Below are 11,874 nucleotides of genomic sequence, written 5' to 3' on the forward strand. Positions count from 1 at the left end.
GCGGACAGGGCCGCCCCGGCTTCCGGGCGGGGGGCGGGGGACAGGCATAATCGCTGCGCATCCTGCGATTACGCCCTCCGACCCCCTATGAACATGTCCGCCCTCCGCACCTGTCTGACCGCCGCCGCCGTCGCGCTCGCCGCCGCCTGCTCCGCCCCCGACGCCTCCGCCGGGTACGGCTACGGGTACGGGGGCTACTCCGGCTACGGGAGTTATTACGGCGGGTACGGCAACTACTACGGGTACGGCCTGCCGTACTCCGCCGGCTACGGGTCCTACTATCGGTCCGCCTACGTCGCCCCGGCGGTCGCGGTGCCGGCGGGCGTCTATTCGCCCTTCGGCAACGGCTACAGCTACACCGCGACGAGCTTCTATCGCCCGGTCACGCCGACGTATTACAGCACGTCGTTCTACAACTACGGTTACGGCCCCTACGGGTACGGCTACGGGGCGTACGCTCCCTACGGCTACACCTCGTATTACAGCCCGTACAGCTCCGGGGGCTACGGCTACGGCGTTCGTCGGGCCGGATATTACTCGGCCTATTACCCGACCTACGGCTGGTTCCTCACCCGCTGACGTCCAAGACGGACCGCGCCCGCTCCGTCCGCCCCGATCCCCCGCGGGATCGGGGCGTTTTCGTTGAGGGTCTTCCGCTCAGGCGTCGACGGTTTTGTCCAAAGCCGCCCAGACGCGGCGGTGCAACTCGTCGAGGTTCAGCCCGGTCGCGGCGGAGATGATCAGCGGCTCCACGCCCAGCTCCTCCCGCAACAACTCCGCGGCGGGGGCGGCGTCCGGCAGTTCGCCCTTGGAGACGCACAGCACCTCCGGCCGGGCGGCGAGGTCCGGGTTGTACCGCTCCACCTCCTCGCGGATCGTCTTGTAATTGTGCACCGGGTCGGTGCCGTCGGTCGGGTCCGGTTCGAGGAGGTGCACCAGCACGCGGGTGCGTTCCACGTGCTTGAGGAATTCGTGTCCCAGCCCGACGCCGTCGGCGGCGCCCTCGATCAGGCCGGGGATGTCGGCGAGCACGTACTGCCGCTTGGCGTCCCAGCCGGCCCCCTCCCGGACGACGCCGAGGTTGGGGTACTTGGTGGTGAAGGGGTAGTCGGCGATCTCCGGCGTGGCGGCGCTGAGGCGGGCCAGCAGGGTCGATTTGCCGGCGTTCGGCTTGCCCAGCAGGCCGACGTCGGCGATCAACTTGAGCTCCAGCACCACGTCGCGCTGCTCGCCCTCGCCGCCGGGTTCGTGCTCGCGGGGGGCGCGGTGGGTGGCGGTGGCGAACTTTTTGTTGCCCCGCCCGCCGGCGCCGCCGCGGGCGACGACCACCTCGTCGCCGTGGGCGCCGAGGTCCCGCAGCGTGTGGCCGCGTACGGCGTCCTTCACCAAAGTGCCGGGGGGCACCTCGATGAGCACGTCGTCGGCGGTCGCCCCGGTCTGGAGCTTGCCGCGGCCGTGTTCCCCGCGCCCGGCGTTCCAGAACTTATGACCGACGAGGTGAATCAAACTGCCGACGTTTTCGTTGGCCCGCACGATCACGGAGCCCCCGTCGCCCCCGTCGCCCCCGTCCGGGCCGCCCTTGGGGACGTATTTCTCCCGCCGAAACGACATGCAGCCGTTCCCGCCGTCGCCGGCTTTGCAGTGCAACAACACATGGTCCGCGAACACGTCAGCGCCGTCCGTTTTTCGTTTTTAATTTGCCGGAGCCGATCGCACGCATGCGCTCCGTGAAGTAATCCGCGGCGGCCTGGTTGTTCGCCGCCTGGGCTTTTTCGATGCCCCGCTTGTGCATGGCGACGGCGTACTCGCTGGGCGAGTTCCCGCGCGTCGGCGGGATCGCCTCGATAAATCCGCGGTAGAAATTGAGCAGGTCTTCGGGCCGGTCCGCGAGCAGTTCGTCCAGCCGATCGAGCGCGGCCGGCGTGTAGCGACCTTCGTCGGCGAACTTCATCAACGCCCCGGTGATCATCCCGATCGCCTCGGGGGTGCGATCCTGCTCCACCAATCCGTCGACGTAGGCCGGAAGCGTTTCGAAGGACAGGTCCGGCCGTCCGGCGGCGGCGTAGAGGTCCAACAATTCGCGGGTCAGTTCGAGCCGCTTTTCCTCGTCGGTTTCGTAGACGCTGATCCCGGCGAACACCTCTTGGGTGAAGTCGGGGAAGGGGGCGAAGTCGCGGAACAGCCGCTTGAGGTTCTGCTTGTAGCGGCGGATCTGGTCCCTGGTGAGGTCGCCGGTGTTCTCGGTCCCCAGCCGGGCCCGCTCCCGCCAGGCGGCGCCGTTCCAGGTGTCGATTTGGTTAACGGCGTCGAGGTAGTCCAGCCGGGCGTCCAGCGAGAGACCCTCCCCGTTCTCCCCGGCCCGCTGGGCGACGATCGGGTAGGCCCGCATCAGCAGGTCGGCGTGGCGGGAGGCGTCGCGATCGATCGCGACCGAGTGCAGCCGCCGCATCAGGTCGCGGTCGGTGGTCTCCTCGCCGGTCTGCGGCTCGTTCAGATATCCGACGTAATAATTGTCGTCCTGATAGCGGCCGTGGCTTTCGAGGGTGAACTTCAACGCGGAGTCCGTCACGCCGGTGACGTCCACCCACATCACCCAGGCGTGGCCGGCCCCGCCGAACTTGCCGTCGCCGCGGACGTACATCGCCGGCACGCCGAGGCTCTTGCCGACCCGGGCGGCGTAGTCCGCCTGGTGGGCGCAGACGCCGCCCTTCTCCAGAATCATCGGCAGGGTGTAGGGCGAGCCGTCGAGTTTGGTGACCCGCTCGTCGGTGCGGATCATCTCGTCGTCGTAGGGCACCTGCGAGTAGCACTGCCCGAATTGGCTGCGGTTATTCCCGTACCAATTCAACGCCCACTCCCGCTCCTCGATCGGCGTCTGGTGGTCGATCGTGAGGACGAGCAGTTCCCACGGCAGGCGCTCAGCCCGGCCCTGCATCGCCGCCTCCCGGTCGAGGAAGTAGCGGACGTTCTCCACCGCCTCCGGGCGGCCCCCGGTGGGCAGCTCGGCCTTGGCCCGTTTGGCGTGGAAATCGTAGCTGTAGGGGCCCCGCTGCGGGTCGTCCCAGACGACCGCGGTCGCCGTCGCCAGGGCGCCGTATTTCTCAAGGTCGTCGCCGAATTCGTCGTAGAGCTGGCGGAACACCCCCATGCCGGCGGCGACGTCGTCGGAGGGTTTGAAGGCGTTGTACAGCGTGTCCCGCAGCTCCGGCCGTTCGTTGAGCCAGGCGAGGATCTCCTCCGTCTTGTCGCCGAGGCCGGCCCTGATTTCGTCTTCGTGGTGACGGGCGAACTCCTCGGCGAAGAGCGTTCGCAGCGTGTCGTATTCTTTCGCGGAGAGCAGTGGCCGGCGGTGTTCGTCCGGCTCGCCGTACATCTCCAACAGCGGGGCGACGAAATTCTCCTCGTAGGCCGCCTCGTTTTCGTTCAGCGGGACCGGCGTGTCGTCCTCCAGCGGGGGCAGCGTCTCGCCGCTCAACATCGCGGTGACGCTGGCGCTGACGTTGCCCTCCGAGGACTTCGCCGGGGCGGGTTCGGGCGTCGTCGGCTCCGGCTCCTCCGGCATTTCGCCGGCGGGGGCGTCCGCCATGGCGAGGGGCGTCGCCTCCATCGCAGCGGGCTTCGCCGCGTCGGTCGTCGCGGCGTCGGCGACGACGGTTTCGGTCATGGCCGGTTCGCCGGCAGCGGCGTCGTCCGCGTTCGCTTCCGCCGGCTCCGCCATCGCCACGGTCGGGGCGTGCTCCGCCCCCGCCGGCTCCCGGCCCGGGGCGTTCTTGGAGATCACCGACAGCCGAACCGGGGCGACGGAGCTGGCGCCCGCCGTGCCGTCCGCCCGCTGCTCGACGACCTTCACGCCGAACGCGGAGTCCACCTCCGGCGCGTCGGCCGGCGGGGCGAAGGTGATCAGGCCGGACTCGTCGACGCTCACGCCGGCGGGAACGTCGCCCTCCAGTTCGTAGGCGAGGGCGTTGGCCGGCTGGTCCGGGTCCTCCGCGGAGACCTGCAACGAGGTCGATTCGCCCGGCCCGACGGTCACCGCGGCCAGCGGGGCGACCCAGGGCGGGAGGTCCTCCTCGGCGACGGCGACGTCGAAGGTGAGGGTCTCCGCGGCCTCGCCGGTCGCCCGGTGGGCCAACGCCGCGGTCACCTGCACGACGCCGGGGCCGTCGGCTTCGCCGGGAGTCCAGACGAAGGTGCGGCCGTCCGGGCCGATGCGGGCGCCGTCCGGGGCCTGGGTGAGCGTGAAGGCGTGCGTGTCCGCCAGCGGGCCCAGCGCGTCGGCGGGGGCGAGGACCACCTTCAGCGTTTCGCCCTCCGTCGCCGACTGCTCGGCGATCGGCGCCAGCAGGCCGGCGCCGTCCGCGGCGGCGGTCGCCGCGTCTCCGCCCGGCCAGAAAGCCCACGCGGCCAGCCCGAGACCGAGGGCGGCGACGGCCCCGCCGCCGATTGCCAGCGGGACGATCTTCGAGCGGACCTCCCCCTCGTCCGAACGGCCCCGCCGCCGGCCGCCGCGGGACCGCCGGGGCGCGGTCCGTTCGACGATCGGCGCCGCTTCCGCGTCCGCTGCGTCGGCGGGGTCGTCGCGAACGACCGGGCCGGTGCGGATCAGCGGCGGAAACTCCTCGATCGCCTCCTCCTCCGGCGGCTCGAACGCCGCGGCGTCCTCCGCGGCCGATTCCTGCTGGAGCGGTTCGTTAGTATCTTCCGCCCCGCCCTCGACGGCGGGGACGGTGAGGGATTCGCCGCACTTGGGGCAGGCGGTGGTCCGGCCGGCGTGCGAAGCTTTCGCCTTCAGCGTCTTCCCGCAGCCGGGGCAATCGAAAGAGAGCAGTTCGGAGGCGGGCATGGCGGCGTGGGGAGCGGACCGTCCCGGGAGTCGGGGCGATTTCCCCAGTGTACAGGGCGGAGCGACCGCGGTCGCGGTTCGACCGGCAGGCTCCGGGGCGAAAGCCCGATTCGCGCCTTGCCGTCGGACCGTCTGGGGCGCATAACCCCCGCGCCCGTCCGGAGTCTGCGCCGCCCGGCCCCCGGTGCGGCCCCCGTTCTCCCCCGCCGCCTCCAACCGAGCCCCCCGGCGTGATCGCCGCGTTCCTGTCCCTGCTGGCGACTCTGACGATTTCGCTGGTGGTGACGCGGGTGGCTACGGTCGCGTTCATGGCGACCGGCATGAGCCGCGAGAGCGCCCGGTTCCAGGCCCGCAGCGCCTTCACCGGCGTCGGTTATACGACGAACGAGGCCGAGAGCGTCGTCAACCACCCGGTCCGCCGGCGGATCGCGATGATCCTCATGCTGCTGGGGAACCTCGGGGTCGCGACCGTCGCGGGCACGGTGATGCTGTCGGTCTCGCAGTTCACCGGGGCGAACGACCCGCGGAAGGTCGCCTTCGCCGTCGGCGTGCTGCTGGCCGGCACCGCGACGCTGATCCTGCTGGCCAACAGCGAATGGGTCGAACGGCGCCTCAACCGGATTATCTCCCGGGCGCTGCGGAAATATACCTCCCTCAACGTGCAGGATTACGTCGCCCTGTTGCACCTGGCGCAGGGCTACGTTATCAGCGAACTCCGGGTCGAGCCGGAGGACTGGCTGGCGAATAAAACGCTCATTCAACTCGCCCTGCCGCAGGAGGGCGTGTTGGTGTTGGGCGTGCAGCGGAAGGGCGGCACCTACGTGGGGGCGCCGCACGGCGAAACGATGATCCGCCCCTACGACACCCTGCTGGTGTACGCGGACGGCGGCCGGGTCGAGGAGCTGGACTCCCGCCGCGCCGGCCGAGCCGGCGACGAGGAGCACGCCGCCGCCGTCGCCGCCCAGGGCCGCGTCGAGGCGAAAGAGGACGCCGAGGAACGCGTCGCGGCCTGACGGCCCGCTGCGGCCTGACGTTGCCAGATTGCCGAATCGCTCCGTGACCGGCGGGGCGCCGGCGGGTACGTTCGGCGGACGAACCGCCCGTCTTCGCTCGGAGCCCGTCGATGCCCCGCGTTCGTCGCCCCGCCGCCCTGTCGGCCGCCCTGCTCGCCGCCTCCCTCGGGGCGCCGTCGGCGTGCTCGCAGGAAGCCGAAGCATGGCCGGACGATGCCCCCGCGGCGACCAAAGCGTTGCCACTTCAGGAGGCCGGCCCGGTCGAGTCGGACGGGGACGTGAAGCCGCCGTTCGCCAAACCCGCGGCGGGTGAGACGGGATTGCTGATCGGAACGGACAGCGAGGTGCCTGGGGCCGAATCGACGGAACCGGTGCTGCGGTGCGTCTACCGCCCGCACCCCAGCCGGGTGCGGGCGATCTACGAGTTCCTGTTCGCACACGCCGCCCCCGGGGTGGACGTGCAGATCCGGCCGCGGGAGGGGACCGCGGCGTCGATCCGGCAGGTGACGCGGATGGCGAAGGAACAGGTGGTGTCCCCGGACGGAACTCTCAACGTGCGGCTGCGACCGGTGACGGAGACCGTCGCCGTGGAGGGCGGGGGCACAGCGGGGCAAGACTTGGAATTAATCGTCGTCGCCCCGCCGGAGACGCAGCGGGCGATCGGCGCGTTTTTGGAACTATGCGTCTCCAAGGAACCGACGAATCCGGCGACCGCTCCAGCGACCGTTCCCAGGCCCGGCGACTCCCCGTTCGAGGACGCGGCGAACTACGACGGCGGCTTCAGCGAGACGCCGAAGTTCGGGGGGAACCCGGGCGGGGGACCGTTTTTCGACGGCGAACAACCGGGTCCGGACGCCGAACGGCCGGAACCGGGAGCCCTCGCTCCCGTTCCCGACGGCTTCGCCGATCCGCTCCCCGCCGACTTCGAGTCGCCCGGGGACACGATTCCCGCCGGCCCGCCGCGGGGATGACGACGCTGGGACGCCGGGAGTAGGATTGCGGCGTGCGCCGCCGGTCCCTGCTGTCGTCCCTCTCGCCCCGGCGGCTCCTCGAGTCGCAGATCAAAAAACTCGTGATCGGCCATCATAATCGCGCCGGCGTGGTGCTGTTTTCGGACACCACCCTCCGCGACGGCGAGCAGATGCCGGGGGCGACGCTCGAACCGGAGGAGAAACTCCGCATCGCCCGGGCCTTGGGCGAGGCGGGCGTGCACAGCCTCGACGCCGGCTTTCCCGCCGCCGGGCCGGCGGACGTCGCCGGGATCGAGTTGATGTGCAACGAGGTCCCCGGCGTGGTGCTGACGGCCCTCTGCCGGACGCTCAAAAGCGACGTCGACCTCGCCGCCCAGGCCCTCAAACAGCAGCCGCGGATCCGCAAGGGCGTGAGCCTGTTCTGCGGGACCAGCCCGCTGCACCGGGAGCACAAACTGAAGAAGTCCCAGGCCGAGGTGCTGGACCTCATCGCCGACGCCGTCGCCTACGCCGCGGACCGCTTCGCCGTCGTCTCTTTCGCCGCCGAGGACGCCACCCGCACGGAGCCGGACTTCCTCGTGCAGTGCTACGCCACGGCCGTCGAGTGCGGGGCAAGCACCTGCGGCCTGCCGGACACCGTCGGCGTCTGCACCCCGGAGACCGCCGCCGGGTGGGTGCGATTGCTCAAGGAGCAGGTCCCCGGCATCGAAAATTGCCTCATCGCCGGTCACTTTCACAACGACCTCGGCCTGGCGGTGGCGAACACGCTGGCGGCGGTGCAGGCCGGGGCGACGGTGGTGCAGTGCACGGTCGGCGGGATCGGCGAACGTGCCGGCAACGCCAGCCTGGAAGAGGTCGCCGTCGCCCTCGAATTAAATCGGGAGCAGTACGGCCGCACGCACAAACTGGACCTCGCCAAGCTGGCGCCGCTGGGACAGTTGGTGAGCGAATTGACCGGGGTGCCGGTCTCGCCGATGAAGCCCGTCTACGGGGCGAACGTCTGGGCGACGGAGGCCGGCATTCATCAGGACGGCTTCCTCAAGCACCCGGACACCTATCTGCCGTATCGGCCGGAGTTGGTCGGCGGCCCGCCGGTGCACCTGACGCTGGGCCGGCACAGCGGGCGGGGGGCGGTGCGGGCCCGGTTGCGGGAACTGAACCTGCCGGACGACGACGCCGCGACCGCCCGGGTCGTGGAGGGCCTCAAGACGCTGCCGAAGCAGACCCCGATCACCGACGACCGCATCCGCCGCTGGGCCGCGGGGGAGGACTGACGCCATGATCCGCAACTTCCTGACGAACTACGGCGCCCGCCACCGGCACCCGGTGAACGTGGCGCTGCACGCGATCGGGCTGCCGGTGACGTTCGCCCTGCCGGTCTGGTTGCTGGTCGAGGAGCAGCCGTGGTGGGCGCTGGCGGCGTTCGTGGGCGGCTACTGCTTGCAGTTCCTCGGGCACGCCGTCGAGGGGAACGACGCCGGCGAGGCGGTGTTGGTGAAACGGTGGTGCGGTCTGCCCTACCGCGAGTTCGCCGACCGCCCCCCGGCGAAATAACCTGGCGGGGTTGGGCGCTTTGGGGCGTTCCCGCGGCGTAAGATGTCAACGCCGGGCGACAGCCGCGCCCGTGGCGATCTCCAGCCTCGCCGACCGACCCCCCCGGAGTGTCCGCCGAACCGCCCTCGCCCGTCCTCCGCCCGTTCGATCCCAAGGACGAGGAGAACGCGGTGCACGCCGCCCCGCCGAGACCGCCGGCCCCGCCGCTGACGCCGCGGCGGCACGTCGTGGGGGAGCGGTTCACGCTCGGGCAGCGGATCGTCGAACGGGCGCTCTGGAAGCGGGCCGCGACGATTACGGAGGACTTGCGCGCCGCCGGCCGCGACGTCCGCGAGACGCAGTTGCGGTTACTCGGCGACCTGATCCGCCGGGCCCGCCGCAGCGACCTCGGCAAGGACCGCGACCTGGGGTCGATCCGGTTGCGGGACCGAGGCGCGCTCGTGCGGGAACTCCGCCGCCGCGTGCCGGTGATGAGTTACGCGGACCACCGCCCCTATATCGAGGCGACGCTCGCCGGCCGGGCCCGGGCGCTGTTCCGCCCGGGGGAGCGGATCGTGATGTTCGCCCTCACCAGCGGGACGACCGACGCCCGCAAGCTGTTGCCGGTGCCGAAGCGGGCCGTGAGGAACCACCGCCGCGGCTGGTTCGTGTGGGGGCTGTCCACGTACGCGCCGGACCCGCCCGCCCTGCTGCGGGGGAAGCTGGCCCTCGCCGGCGACCCGGCCGAAGAACACAGCCCCGACGGCACGCCCTGCGGAAGCATCTCCGGCCTGCTCGCCCAGTTGCAGCCCGGCGTGATGAAGCGCACCTACGTCGCCCCGCCGGAGACCGGCTTCCTGCGGCGGAGCGCCGGCGAGGCCGGCGCCGAGGCCCGCGTCACCGAGGCGAAATACTACCTGCAGTGGCGTTTCGGCCTGCACAGCGACGTGGGCAGTTTCGTCACGCCCAATCCGGCCTCGCACCTCAACTTCGCCCGCTGGGGAGCCGCGAACGCCGAACTGCTGATCGACCACACCGCCCGCGGCGGGCTGCCCGACGAAACCTTCGCCCCCGGGGGAGCGCTCGCCGGGATCGACCTGCCCAAGGCCGTCCGCAGAGCGGCCGCCAAACATCTGCCCGCCGACCCGGCCCGGGCCCGGGCCCTGCGGGCGATCGAGCGCTCCGTCGGCGGGCTGCGGCCGGCGGACGTGTGGGCGAACCTCAACGTCATCGGCTGTTGGACGGGCGGCACGCTGGGGCACTACCTCCCGCTGCTGCGTGAGTTTTACGGCGACGCCCGCGTCCGGGACATCGGCCTGATCGCCAGCGAGGGCCGCACCACGATCCCCATGGAGGACGACACCCCCGCCGGGCTGCTCGACCTGCGGGGCGCCTTCTTCGAATTCGTCCCTGAAGATCGCATTGAAGACCCGGACCCGCCGGCGCTCCTCGCGGACGAACTGACGCCGGGGCGGAATTATTACGTCCTGATGACCACCCCCGGCGGGCTGTGGCGATACGACATTCGCGACGTGGTCCGCTGCGAGGGCTACTCCCCGCCGGCCGGTTCGGCCCGTCAGCTGAAGCGGGCCGCCGGGCCGGGCACGCCGCTGCTGAGCTTCCTGTCGAAGGGCCGGAACTTCAGCAGCGTGACCGGGGAGAAGCTGACCGAATATCAGGCCGCCGCCGCCGTCAGCGGGGCGTTGGAGGCTCAGGGCCGTCGATTAAACGCCTACGCGCTGGCCCCGGTCTTTCACGGCGGCTCGCCCCGCTACGAGTTGTTCGTCGCGGACGGGGAGGCGCCGCCGTCCGAACTCGCCGCCGAGGTCGACCGTCGCCTGCGGGCTCTGAATTGCGAGTACGACGCCAAGCGGGCCAGCGGCCGGCTGGGGGCGATCGCCGTGCGGGCGCTGCCGGCGGGCGCGTGGGAAACGTGGGACGCCCGCCGTCTGGCCCGCACCGGCGGCGTCGCGGAACAATATAAACGCCCCGTGCTGATCGGCGATCTGGGCTTCGCCGACGAAATCGATCCCCCCGGCCTCCGCAGCGCCGCGGGATAGTCCGGCCGGAGGACGGGACCGGGCGGGTCAGCTCCGCCCCTTCCACGGCCGGCGGAGTTCCTCCAGCCGGGTGGCGTCCGGCGGAACGAACGTCGGGTCGTCGATCACGGCCGGGGCGTCGAGGTCGAGGTCGTCGCCCACCTCTTCCTGAAGCTGTTTGAGTCGGGCGTTGAGCCGTTCAATCCGCCCCGCCTGAGCCGGATCGGAGGCGAGGTCGAGGATCTCGTACGGATCGGTTTCCGTGTCGAACAACCGCGTCACGCCGATCTTCGGGAAACGGATCAGCTTCCATCGCCCGTCGTAGACGCTGCGCTGGTCGTCCAGATAGGAGCCGAACAACGCCGGTCGGCCGCCGTCGTCGCCGTGCATCGCCGCCTTGAAGGAGCGGCCGTGCAGTTCCGCGGGGACGGTCGAGCCGCCGGCGGGGTCGACGCCCAACAGATCGCAAATTGTGGGGTAGATGTCGTGCAGATAAACCAACGCGTCGCTGCGCCCGTGCGGCACGCCCGGCCCGGCCAGCACCAGCGGGGCCCGCATGCTGTCCCGATAGAGCGACTGCTTGCCGAATCGCCCGTGGCTGCCGAGGCTCAAACCGTGGTCGGAGCTGAAGACGATCAGCGTGTTCTCCAGATCGCCGCGGGCCTCTAAATCGCTCAGCAACCGGCCGATATGATGGTCGAGCCCCGTGATCGCGGAGTAATAGTCGTGAATCTGAGCCCGCGTGTCCGGCAGCGTGCGGGGGAAGGGGGCCAGCAGTTCGTCCCGCACCGTATCCGACCCGATCTGATACGGATGCAGGGGGAGGAAGTTGGGCGGGATCGGCAGGTCGGCCGGGTCGTATCGAGACCGATATTCCTCCGCGGCGACGCGGGGGTCGTGGGGCGTGGCGAACGCCAGATACATCGCCCAGGGGCGGTCGTCGGTGCGATTTGCGAAGAACTCCAGCGCGGCGTCGACGATCTCCTCGCCGGGCTGGCCGCTCATGCGGACTTCGTGGTCGTTCGAGAGGTATTTTGAATGCTCGAACCGCCCGTGCAGCAAGCTGGCCGTGTTGCCCTTCTTGCCGTGGTGATACGTCTCGTAACCGGCCGCTCCGAGGGCCGCGGCGAAGTTCGGTTTGGCCGGGTTGGCGTAGGTGCGATTTCCCTTCCGCACCTCGTGCTCGAAGTAGGTGCGGCCGGAAAGAATCATATTCCGGCTCGGAAAACAGACGGCCCCGCTGTTGGCCCCCAGACAATGGCACTCCGAAAAACTGAACCCGCGGTTCGCCAGCGCGTCGAGGTTCGGCGTGACGATCTGCGGGTTGCCGAGGGCGGCGATCGTGTCCGCCCGCTGGTCGTCGGTGAGGAGAAACAGGACGTTCGGCTTCTCCGCCGCCGCCGCGGCCGGCGTGCGGAGGGCGGGAAGGGCGGCGCACGTCAGGAGGACGCAGGCGACGAAGCGAAGCGGCACGG

General features: G+C 70.6%; 9 protein-coding genes. 6 read left to right on the forward strand and 3 right to left on the reverse strand.

Annotated features, from left to right (window positions below; all coding sequences use genetic code 11):
* The first annotated feature begins 93 nt into the window (after window positions 1-93).
* Window positions 94-579, forward strand: coding sequence for a hypothetical protein (locus ACG2DA_RS04445; RefSeq protein WP_395254267.1), 486 nt, complete (start codon window positions 94-96; stop codon window positions 577-579).
* 78 nt (window positions 580-657) lie between these two features.
* On the opposite strand, the gene obgE is transcribed toward ACG2DA_RS04445, so the two are convergent.
* Window positions 658-1,668: a GTPase ObgE gene (obgE, locus tag ACG2DA_RS04450; protein ID WP_395254268.1), complete on the reverse strand. Its 1,011-nt coding sequence runs from the start codon at window positions 1,666-1,668 to the stop codon at window positions 658-660.
* Window position 1,669: 1 nt separating this feature from the next.
* Entirely contained in the window at window positions 1,670-4,843 is a 3,174-nt protein-coding gene (locus ACG2DA_RS04455) for a hypothetical protein (RefSeq protein ID WP_395254269.1), read from the reverse strand.
* Window positions 4,844-5,073: 230 nt separating this feature from the next.
* On the opposite strand from ACG2DA_RS04455, the gene ACG2DA_RS04460 reads away from it, so the two are divergent.
* The 5 genes from ACG2DA_RS04460 to ACG2DA_RS04480 all read left to right on the forward strand — a co-directional run bounded on the left by ACG2DA_RS04460 (window position 5,074) and on the right by ACG2DA_RS04480 (window position 10,420).
* Window positions 5,074-5,856, forward strand: coding sequence for a TrkA C-terminal domain-containing protein (locus ACG2DA_RS04460; RefSeq protein WP_395254270.1), 783 nt, complete (start codon window positions 5,074-5,076; stop codon window positions 5,854-5,856).
* A 110-nt stretch (window positions 5,857-5,966) separates the two neighbouring features.
* Window positions 5,967-6,827, forward strand: coding sequence for a hypothetical protein (locus ACG2DA_RS04465; RefSeq protein WP_395254271.1), 861 nt, complete (start codon window positions 5,967-5,969; stop codon window positions 6,825-6,827).
* Window positions 6,828-6,859: 32 nt separating this feature from the next.
* Complete coding sequence (locus tag ACG2DA_RS04470) at window positions 6,860-8,101, forward strand: pyruvate carboxyltransferase (RefSeq protein ID WP_395254272.1); 1,242 nt, start codon at window positions 6,860-6,862, stop codon at window positions 8,099-8,101.
* Window positions 8,102-8,105: 4 nt separating this feature from the next.
* On the forward strand, window positions 8,106-8,381 hold the full coding sequence (locus ACG2DA_RS04475; RefSeq protein WP_395254273.1) for an Mpo1-like protein: 276 nt from the start codon (window positions 8,106-8,108) through the stop codon (window positions 8,379-8,381).
* 107 nt (window positions 8,382-8,488) lie between these two features.
* A complete protein-coding gene (locus ACG2DA_RS04480; protein ID WP_395254274.1) occupies window positions 8,489-10,420 on the forward strand; it encodes a GH3 auxin-responsive promoter family protein in 1,932 nt (643 codons plus the stop codon).
* A gap of 27 nt (window positions 10,421-10,447) precedes the next feature.
* Here ACG2DA_RS04480 and ACG2DA_RS04485 read toward each other — a convergent pair whose 3' ends face one another.
* Window positions 10,448-11,872, reverse strand: coding sequence for a sulfatase-like hydrolase/transferase (locus ACG2DA_RS04485; RefSeq protein WP_395254275.1), 1,425 nt, complete (start codon window positions 11,870-11,872; stop codon window positions 10,448-10,450).
* Between the last annotated feature and the right edge of the window lie 2 nt (window positions 11,873-11,874).

Source organism: Alienimonas sp. DA493 (assembly GCF_043951915.1).
Classification (GTDB): Bacteria; Planctomycetota; Planctomycetia; order Planctomycetales; family Planctomycetaceae; genus Alienimonas.

Coding starts and splice junctions, on each gene's coding strand:
- ACG2DA_RS04445 (WP_395254267.1), top strand. CDS start 94: ATGTCCGCCCTCCGCACCTGTCTGACCGCCGCCGCCGTCGCGCTCGCC.
- ACG2DA_RS04455 (WP_395254269.1), bottom strand. CDS start 4,843: ATGCCCGCCTCCGAACTGCTCTCTTTCGATTGCCCCGGCTGCGGGAAG.
- ACG2DA_RS04465 (WP_395254271.1), top strand. CDS start 5,967: ATGCCCCGCGTTCGTCGCCCCGCCGCCCTGTCGGCCGCCCTGCTCGCC.
- ACG2DA_RS04475 (WP_395254273.1), top strand. CDS start 8,106: ATGATCCGCAACTTCCTGACGAACTACGGCGCCCGCCACCGGCACCCG.